This is a genomic window from Candidatus Microthrix parvicella Bio17-1 (genome assembly GCF_000299415.1).
GTDB classification, from domain to species: Bacteria; Actinomycetota; Acidimicrobiia; order Acidimicrobiales; family Microtrichaceae; genus Microthrix; species Microthrix parvicella.
This window is the reverse complement of record NZ_AMPG01000001.1, coordinates 1,356,459-1,376,004: the sequence shown is the minus strand read 5'-3', so window position 1 is coordinate 1,376,004 and position 19,546 is coordinate 1,356,459. Positions and strand designations below refer to the sequence as shown.

The window sequence follows — 19,546 nt, the reverse complement described above, 5'->3', positions numbered from 1 at the left end:
TCATGGGGGGTCAGCGAGGCTCGTGCGGCCGCGGTCCCGACTGCGAAACCAGGCCCAAGCGCCGAGCCCGACCAAGGCCAGCAGGCTGCCGAGGCCGATGAGTAAGCCGGCCGCGGCGGTCGCCAAGAAGGTGCCCGCCGCCCCACCAACATCGCCGAGGTCCGGCATGGCACCTGTGGCGATGCCCACCGAAGCCACGTCGCCCGTGCTCGGAGCGACCTGCACCTCGGACGTCCCCGTGGCCGTCGTGCGAAACCGCCCGAGGCTGACCCCCACTACATCGCCTTCGAAACGCCGTGTGGTCGTCCCGCCGCTGAGGAGCGGCACCACCGTGCCGTTGGAGTCGGTGATCCGAACGGCCGGCATGGCGACGTCTTCGGGCACGATCGGGTCGTTGCCGGCTGGATCAACCAGCCCAAACAGTTCCCACACCCGTGGGCCGTCCAGGTCGACGAAGGAGGTTTCGCCGGCGGACACCTCGGCCTCGAGTTCTCCGTCCCGAGAGCTGCGCTCGTTCGCACGGTCCAACGAGTTGTCGAACAGCCCCACCGTCACCATGAGGAGCGCCGCCCCGACCGCCATGGTGACGCAGCCGGCCACCACGAGCCGGAGGGCGGTGCGGGCCGGGAGGCGCTGTGGCGGAGCGGAAACCGTGTCAAAGCGATCTTCGTCGTCTGCCATGAGATCGTCACGGTAGCGGAGGGTGCGCGCCCTTGGTTTGGTGGCGGTTGTTGGGGCCTCGGGGAATGCGAACGATGGTTGGGCGGGTTACAATAAGGGCACAGAAAACCTAAGCGTCCTACCATCAAGTTTGGTTGGGCGTTTCGGGATGCTGCTGCCTGCCACCGCCCACCCCGCATCGACAGAGAGGTCGACAACATGCCCCTCGATCCCAATACCTGGACCCAACTGACCCGCAATGCCGTCGAGGCCGCCCAGGCCGCGGCCCGGGAGCGCGCAAACCCCGAGATCACCCCTGATCACCTGCTTGGAGCGTTGCTCCGTCAGGACAAGGGCATCGTGTTGCCCCTGATCCGGCGTCTGGGGCTGGACCCGGTGGCGGTCCGTAATGCCGCCGACGAGGCCGTGGCGGCCTTGCCCCAGTCCCACGGCGGCGAGACCCGGTTTGGGCGAGAGTTCACGGCGTTGATCGACGCTGCCGTTGTTCTGCGCAAGGACATGACCGACGAATACCTCTCCACCGAGCACCTGCTGCTGGCCCTGGTGGACGCCGACCAGAAGCGGCCTGGCGGCGGCCGCCGCCTGGGGCAGGTCGACCGCGACCAGGTGCTGTCGGCGCTGCAGGAGGTTCGGGGCAGCCAGCGGGTGACCAACGAAAACCCCGAGGACACCTATCAGAGCCTGGAGAAGTACGGGCGCGACCTCACCGAGTCGGCCCGCACCGGCAAGCTCGATCCGGTGATCGGCCGCGACGAGGAGATCCGTCGCGTGATCCAGGTGCTCAGCCGCCGGACCAAGAACAACCCGGTGCTGATCGGTGAGCCCGGCGTCGGCAAGACCGCCGTCGTCGAGGGCCTGGCCCAGCGCATCGTGGAGGAGGACGTTCCCGAGTCGTTGAAGAACAAGCGGGTGATCGCGCTCGACCTGGCGGCGATGGTGGCCGGCGCCAAGTACCGGGGTGAGTTCGAGGAACGCCTGCAGGCCGTGCTGCGCGAGATCACCGAATCGGACGGCGAGATCATCACGTTCATCGACGAGATGCACACCGTGGTGGGCGCAGGGGCCAGCGGCGAAGGTTCGATGGACGCGGGCAACATGCTCAAGCCAATGCTGGCCCGGGGCGAACTGCGCATGGTGGGTGCCACCACGCTGGACGAGTTCCGCAAGCACATCGAGAAGGACGCTGCCCTGGAACGCCGCTTCCAGCAGGTGCTGGTGGAGGAGCCCTCGGTCGAAAACACCGTGGCCATCCTGCGAGGCCTGAAGGAACGCTACGAGGTGCACCACGGCGTACGCATCCAGGACTCGGCCCTCGTCGCAGCGGCGGTCATGTCCGACCGCTACGTCACCGGCCGGTTCCTGCCCGACAAGGCCATCGACCTGGTCGACGAGGCCGCCTCCACGCTGCGAATCGAGATCGACTCGATGCCCACCGAGATCGATGTCATCGACCGCCGCATCCGCGGTTTGGAGATCGAGCGGGTCGCCTTGGCCAAGGAGTCCGATGCCGTTTCGGCCGAACGGCTGGAGGCACTGGACGAGGAGCTGGCCAACCTCAACGAGGAATTGGACGGCCTGAAGGCCCACTGGACCGCCGAGAAGACCAAGATCCACGAGATCCGGGAGATGAAGGAACGGGCCGAGGACCTGCGCGCCGAGGCCGACCGGTCGGAGCGTGAAGGCTCGCTCAGCCGGGCATCCGAGGTGCGCTACGGCGACCTTCCGGTGCTGGAACGCCGGATCGATGCGGCCACCGCCGAACTTGCCGAGCTGCAGGCCGAGAAGCAGATGCTGAAGGAAGAGGTGGATGAAGAGGACGTGGCCGTGGTGGTCAACCGGGTCACCGGCATCCCGGTCAGCCGCCTGATGGAAGGCGAGATGGCCAAGCTGGTGCGCCTCGAGGAGGTGCTCGAGCGACGGGTCGTGGGCCAAGACGATGCCGTCACGGCCGTGGCCAACGCCATCCGTCGCAGCCGCGCCGGAATCTCCGACCCTGACCGTCCAATCGGGACGTTCCTGTTTCTCGGCCCCACCGGCGTGGGCAAGACCGAGCTGGCCCGATCGTTGGCCGACTACCTGTTCGACGACGAACGGGCCATGGTGCGCATCGACATGTCCGAGTACATGGAGAAGCACTCGGTCAGCCGCCTCATCGGTGCGCCTCCCGGGTACGTCGGGTACGACCAGGGCGGTCAGCTGACCGAGATCGTTCGTCGCCGGCCGTACTCGGTGGTGCTGCTCGACGAGGTTGAGAAAGCCCACGCCGACGTGTTCAACGTGCTGTTGCAGTTGCTCGACGACGGGCGCCTGACCGACGGACAGGGCCGCACGGTCGACTTCACCAACGTCGTGCTGATCATGACCTCCAACCTGCCCGGCGAGCCCCGCGACTTCTTCCGGCCCGAGTTCATCAACCGGTTGGACGACATCGTCCGGTTCCGGGAACTCACCCGTGCCGACATCGATCAGATCGTCGACATCCAGCTCGACCGTCTGCGCCGCCGCCTGACCGATCGCCGCATCGGGCTCGCCCTCACCGAGGAGGCGCGCACCAGGCTGGCCGACGAGGGCTTCGACCCCGACTATGGCGCCCGTCCGCTGAAGCGGGTGATCCAGCGCCAGCTGGGCGATCGTCTGGCCATGGCCATCCTGGAGGGCACGGTGACCGAGAATTCCGAAGTCACCATCGACATCGCCGACGGCGACTACCAGCTGAGCTCGGTGGTCAACCCCGCCTGATCGACACGCAGGCAACCGGGGGGTGCAGGGCGGCACCGGAGCGCGCTCTGTGCTCCCCGGCCTATCGCCGCACGAGCTTCCTGGCTCCGGCAGTGAGCTCGACGGTTGCATCCACCGTCGCGGGCGCGTCGTCGTCGCTGACGTTTGCCACGGTCATGAACTCGGTCGTCCATCCCTCCGGGGTGATCGTGACGCGGCAGTAGCCGTGGTCCTCGGCGTTGACGTACACGGCGTCCTCGGCGACCTGCTCCACCAATTGGACGACGTCGGGTCCCAGCTCGGCGATGATCGACAGCGAGGAGATCGATGTGCTGACGAACTCATGGGCAACAGGCACCCGAGTGCCGTTGCGCTCGGCGAACAGGTCGCTGGCCCCTCCGGAATGGATGTCTCCCGACAACACCACCACGTTCTCCCGGTCGGCGTCGATGATGGCGTCAAACATGCGCTCACGGGCGGCGACGTAGCCGTCCCACTGATCAAGGTTGAGCACCAGGTCATTGAGCACCAGCGGGAACACCACCGTTTGCTGCGCAATGACCGTCCACGTGGTGTCGTTGGCGGCCAGGCCATCGGCGAGCCACTGCTCCTGTTCGGCGCCCAGCATGGTTTGGCTCGCTTCCAGCCGCTCGGGACACGCTGATGCCGGTACGGCCAAGCGATCGCCGCACACCTGGTCGCTTCGATACTGGCGCCCATCCAGCACGAAGAACTCAGCCAGCGTGCCCACTCTCACCGATCGGTAGATCTGCAAGGACCCATCTGCCTCGGGCGGGCCGGTTCGAATTGGCATGTGTTCCCAATACGCCTGATAAGCGGCGGAGCGACGGTTGGCGTACCCCGTGGTTGACTCCGGTTCCTGAGGCACCTTCCCGGCGTAGTTGTTGCCCACCTCGTGGTCGTCCCAGGTGACCACCCATGGCACCTGACGATGCACCCGTTGCAACAGCGGATTGCGCTTGTAGGCGGCGTACTGCACCCGGTAGTCGTCCAGCGTCTCGGTGACCCGGGGTGGAACCTTGGGCTCCATGAGCCCCCCGCCGTGCTCGTAGATGTAGTCGCCGAGAAAGACCACCAGGTCGAGGTCGTCCTCGGCCATGGCGCCATAGGCGGCGTAGGTGCCCGAGTTGAACTCCTGGCACGACGCGACGGCCATTCTCAACGTGTCGAGGGTGGCGTCGAACGCCGGCATGGTGCGGGTCCGTGCAGGCACGCTCTGGGTCGCTCCCACCGAGAAGCGATACCAATACCAGGTGTTCGGCTCGAGGCCCGTGGCGTCGGCATGCACCGAGTGCCCCCAGCGGGGTTCCGCCACCTCGGAGCCGGCGGCGACCACGGCGTCGAAGCCCTCGTCGGTGGCCACCTCCCAGGTAACCGGCACCGGCTTGGCGGGCAGGCCGCCGGAGGGGGCCAACGGATCGGCCACCAGGCGGGTCCACAGCATCACCGAATCGGGAAGTGGGTCACCTGATGCCACGCCGATGGTGAACAGATCGTCGGGTAGGCCGTCGGGAAGGGGCGGTGGGGGTTTGGACACGCCGCTGGGGCCCTTGGCCCTGCTGCCCGCCGCATCGTCACCGCTACACCCGGCCAACGCCGCTGCCGCCACGCCCACCACGCCGGCTCCCAACACCGTGCGCCTTGGGGTGGTCATCGTGAACAATCCGGCCCCTTTCAAGCGCGGCCGGGAACGCTACTTCAGCGGGTCGTCCGGCGGGCTGTTCTTGGGGTGGCACCAGGCCGGAGATGTTTGATTCCGTTACCGGGACGAGTCACGGTGAGGTTGGGTGCGGTTGGTCGGTAGCCTTTTGTCATGCCAACGCCCACCCCGCCGCCCACAGAGCGCCGTCCCGTCGCTCATGGTGCCGCCCCGAACCGCGTGCAGAGGTTTGCGGTGGTCGGGGTTTTGGTCACGCTGGTGGACGTTGCGGTCTTGGTGCCGCTGATCCGCCGCCAGGGGTACGACGCGTTTTCCGCAGACCTACTGTCGGTCAGCCTGGCCACCCTGGTGTCACTGCCGCTTCACCGTGTGGTGACGCTGTCCAACAGTCCCACCAGGCGGTGGTTCGAGGATCACTCCGGTTCATACCTGGCCGGGCTGGTGGGCTCGCTGGCGCTCGATGTGGTGATGTTTACCGCCTTCACCCGGGTGCTCGACGTGCGTTCGGTGTACGGGTTGCTGATCGCGAAGGCCGTGTCGCTGTCGGCAGCGGTGTTGTTGCGGGCCACCGCCTATCGCTCGGTGCTGGGTGCGGTGGTTCGGTCCGACCAGTTCGCTCCTGGCGAACCCCCACCGCTTCGCGGCGACGTGCCTCGCCTCAGCGTGGTCATCCCCGCCTACGAGGAGGCCGACCGCATCGCCGGAACGATCAGCGAGGTGCGCACCCGGTTGGCGGGCGTCGCCGATCGGGGTGGGGTCGAGGTGGTCGTGGTTGATGACGGCTCACAGGATGCCACCAGCCGTGTGGCCACCGAAGCCGGGGCCGACCGGGTGGTTTCGCTGCCCGTCAACCGGGGTAAGGGCGCCGCCGTCCGCTCCGGCATGTTGGCGGCCACCGGGTCGACGCGGGTGTTCCTCGACGCCGATCTGGCCTACTCACCCGATCAGGTGCTGGAACTACTCAAGCGCACCGAGGCCGGGTGGGATGTGGTGGTGGGCAGCCGCAAGCACACCGCCACCACCACCCTGGTGCGGGCGGGCCGACTGAGGCAGCTGGGCAGCCGGGCCATCAACGTGCTGACCTCCTTGGTGCTGCTCGGTCGTTACCGCGACACCCAGTGCGGCCTGAAGGCGTTCCGGGCCGAGGCCGCCGAGAAGATCTTTTCGCTGACTCGAATCGATCGGTTCGCCTTCGATATCGAGGTGCTGTACCTGGTGGAGCGACAACGCATGTCGTTGTCCGAGGTGCCGGTGCAGGTGGCCAACAGCCAGCGGACCACGGTGCGGGTGGTACGTGACACCGCCCGCCTACTGCGAGACCTGCTGCGGATCCGTGTGTTGGCTCGAAACGGGGTCTACGACCTGGCCGAGTCCTCGCCCGATCCCGCTTCGGCGGTAGGATCCCCGGCTGCATAGTTCAGGCGCTCCTCTTTCGATGCGCCCGGAAGGAACCAGCCATGCCAGCCACGATCGTGGTCGGAACCCAATGGGGTGACGAAGGAAAAGGAAAGTTCACCGACCTCTTCGCCAAGGAGATGTCGATGGTGGTGCGCTACCAGGGCGGCCACAACGCGGGCCACACGTTGGTGGTCAACGGTGAGTCGTTCGCGCTACAACTGGTGCCCTCGGGTGTGCTCTACGACCACATCATCCCGGTCATCGGCAACGGTGTCGTGGTCGATCCGATCGTGCTGCTTGCCGAGATCGACATGCTGACCGCCAAGGGGGTCGACTGCTCCCGTCTGGCCGTCTCCGGCAATGCACACCTGATCCTGCCCTACCACCAGGAGATCGACGCGCTCACCGAGCGCTACCTGGGCAAAAACAAGCTGGGCACCACCAAGCGTGGCATCGGTCCGGCCTATGCGGACAAGTCCACCCGGGTGGGTATCCGTGTGCAGGACCTGCTTGATCCCAAGATCTTTCAGAAGAAGCTGGAGGCAGTACTCGACGACAGGAACCAGGTGCTGACCAGGGTGTACAACCGACTGCCCTTCGAGGCCGACGAGTTGGCCGAGAAGTATCTGGGCGAGGTGCGAGACCGGATGATGCCCTACGTGGCCGACACGGTCGGCATGGTGCACGAGGCGCTCGAAGCCGGCCAACACGTCCTGTTCGAGGGGGCCCAGGCCACGTTCCTCGACCTCGATCACGGCACCTACCCGTTTGTCACGTCGTCGTCGCCCACCGCCGGCGGTGCCTGCACGGGAGCAGGCGTGGGGCCCCGCCACATCGATCGTGTGGTCGGTATCGCCAAGGCCTACATCACCCGTGTGGGGGCCGGACCGTTCCCCACCGAACTGTTCGACGAGATCGGCGACCACCTGGTGGACGTCGGACATGAGTACGGCACCAACACCGGTCGTCGTCGACGACCCGGGTGGTTTGATGCGGTGATGATGCGCCAGGCCGTGCGGGTCAACTCCCTGTCGGAGATCGCTCTGACCAAACTGGACGTCCTCGACCAACTCGATGAGGTGTCGGTGTGTGTCGCCTACGACGTTGACGGCGAGCGCCACGAGACCCTGCCGTACCACCAGAGCGACCTGCACCACGCCAAGCCGATCTACGAGACGCTGCCCGGCTGGAAGACCGACCTCACCGCCATGACCGAGTCGGGTGAACTTCCGGTGGAGGCGCGCAACTACCTGGCCTTCCTCGAGGCGCAGGTGGGCTGCCCGATCAGCCTGGTCGGTGTTGGCCCAGGGCGCGAACAGTTCGTGCATCGCAACCACGGCTGAGGCTTGGTGGGAGTTCGCGTCCCGTCCCTACGGTTGGGAACCGACACACTTGGTTCGGATTGGGACTAGGTTGCGATTGCAGGTTCACGCTCGTTGGACCCAGCGCCCACGGGGGGTTGCCATGATTGGATCCGGAAGACGTCGTCCTCGACGGAGCGCGTGGTGGGGTGCCCTGATGGGAGCGCTGCTGGTGATGGGTGGGCTGGTCGTCCCATCGGTCGCGGGGGCACAGGTCGAACCGACGGTCGAGTCCCCGGGCTACTGCCCTGCACTCCGAGACCTGGTCGACAGCGCCAACCAACTGCCGACGAATGACGAGGAGTTCGCCCAGCAGCTCTCGGACGGTACCCGGCTCCTGGTCGAGCTTCGTGCCGTCGCCCCGGCCGAGTTACTCGACGACCTGGACGCACTGGAGGCCTTTTCGGTTGCTGCGAACTCGGAGCTCGCTGCTGTCGACGGCGTCGCAGGCCTCGCCGTTACCCAACGCCTGGAGCTGATCAGTCGGTCCGAACTCGTACTGGAGCCGATCATTGCGTTCTACGAGCAGTCATGTCCCGGCGCCAACATCGGCGGTCTGCTCTACCCCGAGTGCAACATCGGCGAGGAGCTGTGGCCGCCGGCGCTCATGGTGTTCAACAATTCTTCCAGGGCCGTTGAAGTGCTCGCCGGTGAAACCACATTCACGGTGGGCGCCGATGACTTCGAAGATTACGAGGTTTCCGCCGACCTTAAGCCCGGCGACGTGTTGATCGACGGGATCGCCGGGCTGGTGAGGGTCGGGCCGTGCGACGACTTTGGTGGGCCGATTGAGGAGGAGTTTGCAGACAACTTCTCCGCCACCTTCATCCCCGGATGCCCGGATTCAAGCCCGCCGACGCCGCCGCGCCTCGTCCTCGGCCTCACACCTCTGGGTCAGGCATCCCTCGACTCGCTCGAGGAGGATCTCGGGCGGGACCCTGGGCTCATTCCGGTGTACTTTCAGGTAAACGGCGACGCTGTCATCGTCGACTTCCCGGGAGGGCTCAACCTGATCTTGCCCGCCGACGCAGAGGTGCCGGAAGTGGGCCTCTACATCGACGGCATCGAACTGGTGGCGGCGATTGCCGAGGCCGATTGTTCGCCGGCGACTCCACCTTCATCGTCGTCCGAGCCGCCACCCAGCGGGTCTGCCGGGCCGTCGTCGTCCGAGTCGGCACCGAGTGGTTCCTCCGGGCCGTCCCAGTCCGGCCGCCCGTCCGCGCTGGTCGGTGGTCCGGTGGCCAAGCCCCTCGCCCCCCGGTTCACCGCCTGAGGAGCCGGTTCCTACGTGCCTCGTTGGAGTGCGGCGGGTGAGAGAGTTGACTATGACCCGAATCCCGCGCAGCGACCCACGGGCGGCACACGTCGCTCGCAACGACACCGTCAGCCGCACAGAGCTCGACAAGTTCGTCGGCTGTCGTCACCGCTGGTTACTGGCGACCTTGCGGGCCGATGGGAGGCCGCAGATCTCACCGGTTTCCGGCGGGTTGATGCCCGATGGTCGCCTGGTGTTGTCGACTTATCCGGAGCGGTCCAAGGTGGCAAACGTCAGGCGCCGCCCTGAGGTGTCGGTTGTGGTCCTCTCCGACGATTGGAACGGGCCGTGGGTGCAACTCGACGGGGACGCGAGGGTGTTGGATCTGCCGGAGGCCCTCGATGGTTTCGTCGAGTACTACCGGTCGATCTCGGGTGAGCACCCGAACTGGGACGAGTACCGCAGGGCGATGAGCGAGCAGGGCAAGTGCCTGATCGGCATCGAGGCCACCCGGTGGGGTCCCATCGCCAGTGGCGGATTTCCCGAGTCGATGTTTGAACCCGAGCCCTGAATCCGGAGATCGCCGACGAGCGCGTGTCTGGTGCTGACGAACCGGGCCCTGCCTCAGGTGTTGCGAGTGAGCCACTCGATGGCGACTCCGGCGTGCATGGCCGCGCCGAGGGGCAGGGCGTCCTCGTTCAGGCGCATGACGTCCGAGTGGCATGAGGGTGCTTCGAAAAAGTTCTCGATGTCGGCTGGGCACACGCCGAGGAACGCCATTGCCCCCGGCACCTGCTGAAGTACGTAGCTGTAGTCCTCGGCGCCCATGACCGGGGAGGGCAGCGGAAACATCGTGTCGGAACCGATGACGGCGTGGCACACGTCGCCCACCAGTGCCGTCATCGCAGCATCGTTGACGGTCACCGGGTAGCCCCGGTGGTACTCGATTTCCGCAGTACAGCCGTGGGCGGCGGTCACCCCGTTGACCACTTCGGCAAACAGCTGTTCCACCCGGCTGCGTGTGTGGTCGGACACGCATCGCACCGTGCCTTCCATCAACACCCGTTCGGGGATGACGTTGTGGGTGGTGCCGCCGGTGAGGTGGGCCACGGTGAGGATGGCTGGATCGAACGCCTCGATGCGGCGGGTGATCATCGAGTTGAGCGCGCCGACAAGTTCGGCGGCGGCGGGCATCGGGTCCACACCGAAGTGCGGCGTCGAGGCGTGTGTGCCCCTGCCACGGATGGTCACGCTGAACTCGTCGGCCGATGCCATGAGGGCGCCCGCTTTCGTGCCCATGAAACCGGTGGGGATGTTGGGGGTGACGTGCATGGCGAACGACCCCGTCACAGGGTTGGTCAGCCCGTCGGTGAGTACGCCTTCGGTCAGCATCACCTGTGCCCCGGCGTGGCCCTCCTCGCCAGGCTGAAACACCAGGCGCACGGTGCCGGGCAGGTCGTTGCGCCGGGTACTCAGCAGCCGTGCCGCGCCGAGCAGCATGGCCACGTGGCCGTCGTGCCCGCAGGTGTGGGCCCTCCCCTTCACCACGGAGCTGAACGACTCGTCGCTGTTCTCTGTCATCGGTAACGCGTCAGTGTCGGCCCGCAGCAGGATCGTCGGACCATCGGGGTCGCCCACAATGTCGGCCGCCACCCAACTGGCCTGCTCGCCGGTGCGAATTGGCAGGCTGAGTGGCGCCAGCGCCTCGATGATGAGGTCCCGCGTGCGAGGGTTGTCGAGGCCCAACTCCGGGTTGGCGTGAATGTCGCGCCGCCAGGCCACCAGATCGTCGACGAATCCGTTGGCTTCGGCCGCCAACTCGGCCAGTGGGCCGTTGTTGATGTCGGATGTGGCGCCGGTTTGCGTGGGGTCCCCCATGGAGCCGGACGCTAGCCCGGCTGCTCAAGCCTGGTGGTGAGGCAGTGAGGCACGGGCCGAGGTGCCACTCCGGTACGGGCGGGTTTCAGCGCGTGGGGCATGATGGGACGGTGAGAGTCTGTGTGGTCGGATCGGGCGGACGCGAAGCTGCGTTGGCCGACGTGTTGGCTCGGGATGCCACCGAGGTGCTCGTCACCCCGGGCAACCCGCTGATTGAAGGGTCGGTCGACATCCCGCCCGAGGATATCGACGCCGATCTGTATGTGATCGGCCCTGAGGCGCCACTGGTGGACGGCCTGGCCGACCGGCTGCGCGCCGATGGACGTCTCGTGTTTGGCCCCGGTGCCGACGGCGCGCAACTGGAGGGCTCCAAGGCGTACATGAAAGACCTGCTGGCCGAGGCCGGCGTGCCCACCGCCGCCTACGGATCCTTCACCGAGGCCCAACCCGCAAGGGCCTTCCTCGACACGATGGCGCCTCCGTTCGTCATCAAAACAGACGGCCTGGCAGCGGGTAAGGGCGTAGTGGTCACCGACGATCTGGCCGAGGCACGCAACTCGGTGGACGACTACCTGTCCGGCGATGCGTTTGGGGACGCGGGGCGGCGGCTGGTGATCGAGGAGGGCCTGGTGGGTCCCGAGGTGTCGGTGTTCGCCGTGTGCGACGGCACCCGAGGTGTGTTGCTGAGCCCGGCCCAGGACTTCAAGCGAATCGGCGATGGCGACACCGGCCCCAACACGGGCGGCATGGGTGCCTACAGCCCGTATGGATCCGATGGCGACCTGAGCAGCGACGAGTTGACACGCACCGTCGCCGACGACTTCATTGCCCCCACGCTGGCAACGCTGCGGCGTCGCGGGATCGACTTTCGGGGCGTGCTCTACGCCGGGTTGATGCTGACTGCGGACGGGCCGAAACTGCTGGAGTACAACGTTCGCTTCGGTGATCCGGAGACCCAGGTGGTGCTGCCTCGCATGACCTCGAGTCTTCTGGAGCTGCTCGGCCAAGCCGCCGCCGGGTCGATCGAGGCGCAGCCGACCTGCTCCGATGATGCGATGGTCAACGTGGTGTGTGCCTCCGAGGGGTACCCGGTGGCCCCACGAATCGGCAACCACATCTCGGGGCTGGAGGCGGCACGCCTGCTGCCCGGCGTCACCGTGTACGGCGCCGGGGTGGCCATCGGGGAGGATGGTGATCTGGTGAGCTCCGGAGGCCGGGTGCTGTCGGTGTGCGGCAGAGGCGCCGACGTGGCCGAGGCGCGGCAGCGTGCTTACGCCGGGGTGGCCGAGCTGAGCTGGCCGGGCATGACGGTGCGCACCGACATCGCCGCGGCCGTGGCCTCATGAGCAGCGCTCTGCGGCCAGAAACCGGGCTCGACCTGCCGCCGGATCGTCCCCCCAGGGTGGGCATCATCGGTGGGGGGCAGTTGGCCCGCATGATGGCCCAGGCGGCGGTGTCGCTGGGTGTGGAGGTTCACGTGCTGGCGGGCTCCTCTGACGAGGGCGTGCCCGGGGTGTTTGCATCGGTTACCACCGGCGATCCCGAAGATGTGGCAGCGATTGACGCGTTCGCCGACACGGTCGACGTGGTCACCTTTGACCACGAGAACGTCAGCTGGGAGGCCCTCGACGCGTTGGTGGCCCGCGGGGTCATCGTGCACCCCGGCCCCGAAACGATGCGTTCGGCCGACAAGGCGTTGCAGCGCGAGCACCTGGCCCGTGCCGGGTTGCCGCTTCCGCCGTTCGAGATCGTCGACCCGGCGGTCCCCACGATCGACGGCGTGCCGGTTGGGCGGGCGGTGCATCGCTTTGTCGAGGCCCATGGCCCGAAGGTGATCGCCAAGATCAGCCGCGGCGGCTATGACGGCCGGGGCGTCTTCGCGCTCGATGGCGTCGATGAGGTCGCCGGCTTTGTGGCCAACTGGTGTGAGGCCACGAGGGCCGATGGCGGCGCCTCTGCCCCGGCCGGTATTTCCAGCGCCGGGGTGCGGCTGGTGCTGGAGCCAGCGCTCGACCTGGCGGCCGAGGTGGCCGTGGTGACCGCACGTCGGCCCGGCGGTGAGCACACCACCTACCCGGTTTTCGAGACCATTCAACGAAATGGCATGTGCAACGAGGTGGTGGTGCCGGCGCGCCTTGACGATTCGGTGGTGGAGGAGGCCGGCCGGGTGGGGGCCGAGGTGGCGCTGGCCGCAGCGGCGGTTGGCGTGCTGGCGGTCGAGTTGTTCATCACCACCGACGGAACGGTGCTCGTGAACGAGTTGGCGCCTCGGGTGCACAACTCCGGCCACCTCAGCGCGGACGCATGCGTCACCGGCCAGTTTGAGCAGCACCTGCGAGCCGTGCTCGACCTGCCGCTCGGCGACATCTCGCTCCGTACCCCGGCCGCCGCCATGGTGAACGTGGTTGGGGCCGGTGAATCCGACCCCGAGGTCACGGAACCACGCGGCCGACTCGCAGCAGGCATGGCGGTCGACCCGGCGGCCAAGATCCATCTGTACGCCAAGACCCCCAGGCCCGACCGCAAGATCGGACACGTCACCGTGTGCGATGGCGACGTCGACCGTGCGCTCGCCAGGGCAACGGCGGTCGCACGGATGCTGGACGGCCGAAGCCCCGACCCGAAATGAGTACCCCCGACATGGCATCAGCCCGTCAAGGCGAGACGACGACCCCCACGGTGGGCATCATCATGGGTTCGTCATCGGACGCCGACACCATGGCACCTGCATCGGAGGTGTTGACCGACTTCGGTGTGCCCCATGAGGTCCGGGTGATCTCCGCCCACCGCTCGCCTCACCGCATGGTCGACTATGCATCGGGCGCGACCGCTCGGGGCCTGTCGGTGATCATCGCCGGGGCCGGCGGCGCCGCCCACCTGCCCGGCATGGTGGCGTCGATGACCCGGCTGCCCGTGATCGGCGTGCCGGTGCCCTCCAAACACCTGTCGGGCGAGGACTCACTGCTGTCGATCGTGTCGATGCCCGGCGGCGTTCCTGTGGCCACGATGGCCATCGGCGGCGCCCAGAACGCTGCACTGATGGCGGTCCGGATCCTGGCGCTCGCCGACCCGATGCTGGCCGACGCCCTCGATGAATACGCACACGCGCTGGAGGCCAAGGCCATCGCCCAGGACGCCTCCCTCAACCAGACCGAAGGGCCCGCCACGTGACCGTCAATTCAACCGGTGCCGCTCCGGCCATCGCCAACGTTTTGGCTGGGCGCTACGCCTCGCCCGAGATGCGCGAGCTGTGGTCGCCGGAGGGCAAGGTGATGCTGGAACGCCGGTTGTGGATCGCCGTGCTCACCGCCCAGGCACAGCTGGGCATGGCCGTGCCCGACGGAGTGATCGCCGACTACGAGAGCGTGGTCGAGGCGGTGGATCTGGCCTCGATCGATGCTCGTGAACGGATCACCCGCCACGATGTGAAGGCCCGCATCGAGGAGTTCAGCGCACTGGCCGGGCATGAGTACATCCACGCCGGGATGACCAGCCGCGACCTGACCGAGAACGTCGAGCAGTTGCAGTTGCGGCGTTCGATGGAGCTGCTCGCCGACCGTGCCCTCGCCTCGTTGGCCCGTCTCGCCACGCTTGCCGCGGAGCACGCCACCACCGTCATGGCCGGACGTTCGCACAACGTGGCTGCTCAGGCGACGACGCTGGGGAAGCGGTTCGCATCGGCGGCCGAGGAACTGCTCGAGGCCCATGACCGGCTGCGAACGCTGATCGACCGCTACCCGCTGCGAGGCCTGAAAGGGCCGGTGGGCACTCAGGCCGATCTGGTCGACCTGCTCGGATCCCACGAGCAGGTGGCCAACCTGGAACGCCGGGTGGCCACACACCTCGGCTTCTCCAACGTGATGACCAGCGTGGGTCAGGTGTACCCCCGCTCGCTCGACTACGAGGTGGTCACAGCGCTGGCACAGCTGTGTTCCGGGCCGTCGTCACTGGCCACCACCATCCGGTTGATGGCGGGTAACGAGTTGGCGACCGAGGGGTTTCGCGAGGGGCAGGTGGGATCCTCGGCGATGCCCCACAAGATGAACGCCCGGTCGGCCGAGCGTGTGTGCGGCCTTCGGGTGATCCTCGACGGCCACGTTGCCATGATCGGCGGGTTGGCCGGGCACCAGTGGAACGAGGGCGACGTGTTCGACTCGGTCGTGCGGCGGGTGGCACTGCCCGACGCTGCGTTCGCCACCGACGGGTTGTTCAACACCTTCATCGATGTGCTCGACGGCTTTGGTGCGTACCCGGCGGTGATCCAACGAGAGCTCGATCGATACCTGCCGTTCCTCTCCACCACCAAGGTGCTGATGGCGGCGGTGCGTCATGGCGTGGGACGCGAGACCGCCCACGAGGCGATCAAACGCCATGCGGTTGCGGTGGCCAAGGAAATGCGTGAGGCAGGCGCCGAGGGCAACGATCTTCTCGACCGACTGGCCACCGAACCGGCATTGGGCCTTGGTCGGGCACAGATCGACGCAGCGCTCGGTGAACCGCTCGACTTCGTCGGCACCGCCCAGCAGCAGGTGGCCACCGTGGTCCAGCGGATCGAAGCGACCCTGAGGATGTACCCCGACGCCGCCGGGTACACGCCGGAACTGGTGCTGTGACGAGGAGCGTGACATGGAACTGATCTACTCGGGCAAGGTTCGAGACATCTACGACGCCGGCGAGGACCGTCTGGTGATGGTCACCTCCGACCGCATGTCGGCCTTCGACGTGGTGATGGCCGAGCCGATCCCCGACAAGGGCAGGGTGCTCACCGCCACTTCGGCGTACTGGTTCGACCATCTGGCCTCGGTCGGCGACGGGTCGATCGGATCGCACCTGATCAGCTGCGATCTGGCCGATGTCCCCGGCGGCGGGGAGCATCCCGAGTGGGCCGGCCGCGTGATGCTCACCCGACGGGCCGAGATGTTGCCGGTCGAGGCGATTGTGCGGGGCTACATCACGGGTTCGGCCTGGCGCGAGTACTCGGCCTCCGGCACGATCCACGGCATGACCGCCCCCGAGGGGCTGGTCGAGTCGTCTCGACTTCCGCAGCCGATGTACACGCCGTCGACCAAGGCCGAGGTGGGCGCCCACGACGAGAACATCTCGGCCGATGCGGCGGCCGAGATTTTGGGTGGCGAGATGGCCCAGCGGGTGAAGGCCGCAGCGTTGGCGCTCTTCGCCGCGGGCTCGGCCGCGGCGGCCGAGCGGGGCCTCATCCTGGCCGACACCAAGTTTGAGTTTGGGTTGATCGATGGCCACCTGGTGCTGTGCGACGAGGTGCTCACCCCCGACTCGTCCCGGGTGTGGCCTGCCGACGGGTACGCCCCCGGTGGTCCGCAGCCGGCGTTCGACAAGGAACCGCTGCGGGCGTGGCTCTCCAAGCAGCCCTGGGACAAGTCCCCGCCTCCGCCCGCCCTGCCGCCCGAGGTGGTGGCCGAGACCGCCGATCGTTATCGAGAGGCCTATGCCCGCCTCACGGGAAGGGCGCTCACCGACTGGCCCGGCGCCGCAGCCGAACGGATCGGCCCCGGCGCCACCGTGAGGTGACGACGTTGTGGCCTCCAGGCCGGTGAGTGCCGAGGTTTGTGCGATCATGGCGCCATGACCTTCGACGTCGTCGTTGATATCAGCCTCCGTACCGGAATCTCCGATCCTGAGGGCGCCACCATCGAGCGATCGTGCGGGGCCCTCGGTTTCGACGGCATCAGCGGCGTGGGGGTCGGTAAGACCGTTCGCTTCACGCTTGAGGCCGCCGACGAGGCCGCCGCACGCGCCGAGGTTGAGGATCTGTGCAACAAGTTCCTCACCAACCCGGTGATCGAGGAGGCCGAGGTTCGCCTCACCCGGTCGCAGGGCACGGTCGCTGCGGCAGGCGTGGCCTGATGGCCCCGGTCGTGGCGGTCATCCGCTTCCCAGGCACCAACTGCGAGTTCGACGCCGCCGAGGTGCTCGCCGACGTGGGTGCCGAGCCCCGGCTGGTATTCCACGCGGAGGAGTCACTTGAAGGAGTTGACGCGGTGGTGCTGCCCGGAGGGTTCGCCCATGGTGACTACCTGCGGCCCGGCGCCATCGCCCGGTTCTCACCGATCATGTCGGCCGTCACCGCCATGGCCCGGGCCGGACGTCCGGTGGTGGGCATCTGCAATGGTTTTCAGGTGCTGTGTGAGGCGGGTCTGCTGCCCGGCGCGCTCCAGAAGAACGCTCAGCTGAAGTTTGTGTGTGGCCCCAGCGTGCTCTCGGTCGCAGCAGGAGACACGCCGCTCACGAGGGGCCTGGAGGTGGGTCGCCACCTGTCGATCCCGGTCAACCACTTTGAGGGCAACTACACGGTCGACGCAGTCACGCTCGCCACGCTGAGGGCCCAGGACCGCATCGTGTTTCGCTACGTCAACAACCCCAACGGCTCCATGGACGACATCGCAGGCGTCTGTAACGAGGCCCGCAACGTGGTCGGCCTGATGCCCCACCCCGAGCGGGCCGCCCACGAACTTCTGGGCTCGACCGATGGTCGGGCGATGATGGAGGCGCTGGTCGAATCGGCGTCCGAGCCGGTGTTGGCCTGAGCGGTCGTCTCGGGTCGCACAGGTGATCACCGGGGGCGTCGACTTTGCCGCCGATCCCAAACGCACAGCGCTGTGCTCGATCGACTGGTCGAACGGTGAGGTGACGTTGTCCAACGGTGCCGTTGACGACGACGCCATCGTCGAACTCGCTCACCGGGCGAAGCTGAGCGGCTGGGACGTTCCACTTGGTTGGCCCGACGCCTTCGTTGGGGCCATCGGTCGTCACCACGTCGACCCGATGCCGGCCAACGACGCGGCGAGCGTTGAAGGTGGCGCCGCGACCGGGGTGATCGAAGCAGGCCCGGATGCAAGACGGTTGATGCGCTACCGGCTGACCGACCGTCGTTTTGTGGAGTCGTCGGCCGGTGGGCGCTGGCCGCTGTCGGTGTCGACCGACTTGATCGGTGTGCCGGCGCTCCGCTCCGCAGCGCTGCAACAACGCCTGCTCCAGGAGGGGCTCAGGGTCGACCGGTCGGGCGTCGGCGGCGTGGTTGCCGAGGCCTATCCGGCCGGTGCGTTGGCGGCGTGGGGTTGGCCATCACGCGGCTACAAGGGTGCCGACGGCGCCAGTATCCGGGCGGATCTGGTGAACCGGTTGGCCGATGCACTGCGCTCGCTGCGGCTTACCGACGATGTTCGGCAGGCACTGACGGGCTCAGATGACCGGCTCGACGCGCTTGTGTGCGCCCTGATCGCCCGGGCGGTCATCACCGGCCGCGGTACCCCGCCACCGTCGGCCGATCTCCCCGTCGCCCGACGTGAGGGTTGGATTCACACGTGTGCGGTTGCCCCATCCATGTTGGAGCACACGGATTCTCGGGGTCGGCTCAGCCGGTGAAGGCCGGCTTGAGGGGTGCGGCCGCCGGGCCGTTGCTTGTCGAGGCCGGGCCGTTGCTTGTCGAGGCCGGTGCGTTGTCTGTCGAGGACGGTGCATCGTTTGCTGAGGACGGCGCATCGTTTGCTGAGGAGGGTGCGGCTGTGGCGGCTGGCTCTTCGGCTTCGGGGAAGTCGTTGGGCAGGATGCTCAGCGAGATGTAGCCGTTGTTGAATGCCTCGACGTCGCTCGCGGGGTTCGCCAGCGTGGAGGTGCAGTCCTGGGTGGTGACGTCGGTGCCAGCGGCGCCGTCCCAGGCCACGTTGACGACCCCCCGGTTGGTTCCCTCGGTGCAGGTTGGGGCGTTGATGCTGGACACCTGCACCGGCTCGGAGCCGTCGCGCAGCGCTGCCTCATGCACGTCAAGCCAGTCCATGGCAGCTCCTACCGACACGGGATAGTCGGGGTTGTCGCTAAAGCCTTGGGACACGGCGAGAGCCGGGATACCCGCCCGGGCGCCGGTCTGGGCGGCGCCGACCGTGCCGGAGAGCGGGGCGAGGAAGCCGATGTTCTGACCCTCGTTGGTGCCGGTCATCACCAGGTCGGGTGCACCCTCGGTGCCGGGGTTGTCCAAGGCGTGCTGGACGGAATCGGCCGGTGTTCCGTCGACCGCCGTGCCGGCAAACCCGCTCTTGGTCGTGCCTGGCGCAGCCGGGGCGTCGGGCGTGGTCGAGTCGCCCTTGCCGCTCTGGTTCTCCTTGGGTGCCGACACGATCAGGGTGAGATCGGGTCGTGTGCGCAGCGCCTCCACCAGTGCATCGATGCCGTCGGCGCCGATACCGTCGTCATTGCTCACCAGGATCACCAACGGATCGGTGCCGGTCTCGGCGCCCGCTTTGGGGGTGCCGAGTGCGGCGACTGCGAGCAGCGTGAGCAGCGCCGCCCCCACCGCGGCGGCCGCCCGTTGGATCGACGGTCGAGCGCCGCCTGTCTGGGTGGTCGGATTCATGTGTGCTCCCCTTCTTCGGCCCGGCATCGATGGCGGGCTCATGTCGCCGGCCTCTGCGGTGGACTGGGGGAATGTTAGCGGCATGGCGGTCCACGCGGCGCTCCAATCGACGGGGTTCCGGCCACCTCTGCCGTTTTGGCGAGGTGGGTGGCGGGGGCGACCGGGCGGACGAGTCGTTCCACCCCGGTTGG

At 67.5% G+C, this 19,546-nt stretch carries 17 protein-coding genes; 13 read left to right on the top strand and 4 right to left on the bottom strand.

The genetic code is table 11. The annotated features are described in order from the left end of the window. Complete coding sequence (locus MPARV_RS0106700; protein ID WP_012226159.1) at positions 1-681, bottom strand: hypothetical protein; 681 nt, start codon at positions 679-681, stop codon at positions 1-3. A gap of 198 nt (positions 682-879) precedes the next feature. Between MPARV_RS0106700 and MPARV_RS0106695 the strand changes: the two genes are divergently transcribed. Then, the gene (locus tag MPARV_RS0106695; RefSeq protein WP_020377696.1) at positions 880-3,420 is read left to right on the top strand and encodes an ATP-dependent Clp protease ATP-binding subunit; all 2,541 of its coding nucleotides are present in this window, start codon (positions 880-882) and stop codon (positions 3,418-3,420) included. Positions 3,421-3,481: 61 nt separating this feature from the next. Here the strand turns inward: MPARV_RS0106695 and MPARV_RS0106690 are convergent, their stop codons facing one another. Further along, on the bottom strand, positions 3,482-5,074 hold the full coding sequence (locus MPARV_RS0106690) for an alkaline phosphatase D family protein (RefSeq protein ID WP_020377695.1): 1,593 nt from the start codon (positions 5,072-5,074) through the stop codon (positions 3,482-3,484). Positions 5,075-5,233: 159 nt separating this feature from the next. Here MPARV_RS0106690 and MPARV_RS22370 point away from each other — a divergent pair, with 159 nt between their 5' ends. The 4 genes from MPARV_RS22370 (at position 5,234) to MPARV_RS0106670 (ending at position 9,665) form a co-directional block, all read left to right on the top strand. Next, complete coding sequence (locus MPARV_RS22370) at positions 5,234-6,496, top strand: glycosyltransferase (protein ID WP_081582118.1); 1,263 nt, start codon at positions 5,234-5,236, stop codon at positions 6,494-6,496. Positions 6,497-6,537: 41 nt separating this feature from the next. Then, a complete protein-coding gene (locus MPARV_RS0106680; protein ID WP_020377693.1) occupies positions 6,538-7,821 on the top strand; it encodes an adenylosuccinate synthase in 1,284 nt (427 codons plus the stop codon). Positions 7,822-7,996: 175 nt separating this feature from the next. Continuing rightward, complete coding sequence (locus MPARV_RS0106675; RefSeq protein ID WP_020377692.1) at positions 7,997-9,112, top strand: hypothetical protein; 1,116 nt, start codon at positions 7,997-7,999, stop codon at positions 9,110-9,112. A 52-nt stretch (positions 9,113-9,164) separates the two neighbouring features. Then, on the top strand, positions 9,165-9,665 hold the full coding sequence (locus tag MPARV_RS0106670; protein ID WP_020377691.1) for a PPOX class F420-dependent oxidoreductase: 501 nt from the start codon (positions 9,165-9,167) through the stop codon (positions 9,663-9,665). Between the two features lie 53 nt (positions 9,666-9,718). Here the strand turns inward: MPARV_RS0106670 and MPARV_RS0106665 are convergent, their stop codons facing one another. Beyond that, positions 9,719-10,972, bottom strand: coding sequence for a M20 metallopeptidase family protein (locus MPARV_RS0106665; RefSeq protein ID WP_020377690.1), 1,254 nt, complete (start codon positions 10,970-10,972; stop codon positions 9,719-9,721). Positions 10,973-11,082: 110 nt separating this feature from the next. Between MPARV_RS0106665 and purD the strand changes: the two genes are divergently transcribed. Genes purD through MPARV_RS0106625 form a run of 8 tightly spaced genes read left to right on the top strand, consistent with a single transcriptional unit; the run spans position 11,083 to position 18,370 of the window. Further along, the gene (gene purD / locus MPARV_RS0106660; RefSeq protein ID WP_040055362.1) at positions 11,083-12,318 is read left to right on the top strand and encodes a phosphoribosylamine--glycine ligase; all 1,236 of its coding nucleotides are present in this window, start codon (positions 11,083-11,085) and stop codon (positions 12,316-12,318) included. After that, positions 12,315-13,601, top strand: coding sequence for a 5-(carboxyamino)imidazole ribonucleotide synthase (locus MPARV_RS0106655; RefSeq protein ID WP_020377688.1), 1,287 nt, complete (start codon positions 12,315-12,317; stop codon positions 13,599-13,601). The genes purD and MPARV_RS0106655 overlap by 4 nt, the downstream gene beginning before the upstream one ends. A gap of 11 nt (positions 13,602-13,612) precedes the next feature. Then, entirely contained in the window at positions 13,613-14,143 is a 531-nt protein-coding gene (purE, locus tag MPARV_RS0106650) for a 5-(carboxyamino)imidazole ribonucleotide mutase (protein WP_031277512.1), read from the top strand. Beyond that, positions 14,140-15,585 carry an adenylosuccinate lyase gene (gene purB / locus MPARV_RS0106645; RefSeq protein WP_020377686.1) on the top strand — a complete coding sequence of 482 codons (1,446 nt, stop codon included), beginning with the start codon at positions 14,140-14,142 and terminating at the stop codon, positions 15,583-15,585. Before purE ends, purB begins: the two co-directional genes overlap by 4 nt. A 13-nt stretch (positions 15,586-15,598) precedes the next feature. Next, a complete protein-coding gene (locus MPARV_RS0106640) occupies positions 15,599-16,516 on the top strand; it encodes a phosphoribosylaminoimidazolesuccinocarboxamide synthase (protein WP_020377685.1) in 918 nt (305 codons plus the stop codon). 54 nt (positions 16,517-16,570) lie between these two features. Next, positions 16,571-16,852 carry a phosphoribosylformylglycinamidine synthase subunit PurS gene (gene purS / locus MPARV_RS0106635; protein ID WP_020377684.1) on the top strand — a complete coding sequence of 94 codons (282 nt, stop codon included), beginning with the start codon at positions 16,571-16,573 and terminating at the stop codon, positions 16,850-16,852. After that, entirely contained in the window at positions 16,852-17,532 is a 681-nt protein-coding gene (gene purQ, locus MPARV_RS0106630; protein WP_020377683.1) for a phosphoribosylformylglycinamidine synthase subunit PurQ, read from the top strand. Before purS ends, purQ begins: the two co-directional genes overlap by 1 nt. A 22-nt stretch (positions 17,533-17,554) precedes the next feature. After that, complete coding sequence (locus MPARV_RS0106625; protein ID WP_020377682.1) at positions 17,555-18,370, top strand: DUF429 domain-containing protein; 816 nt, start codon at positions 17,555-17,557, stop codon at positions 18,368-18,370. On the opposite strand, the gene MPARV_RS22365 is transcribed toward MPARV_RS0106625, so the two are convergent. Next, positions 18,360-19,355: a 5'/3'-nucleotidase SurE gene (locus MPARV_RS22365; RefSeq protein ID WP_020377681.1), complete on the bottom strand. Its 996-nt coding sequence runs from the start codon at positions 19,353-19,355 to the stop codon at positions 18,360-18,362. The genes MPARV_RS0106625 and MPARV_RS22365 overlap by 11 nt on opposite strands. Positions 19,356-19,546 lie beyond the last annotated feature (191 nt).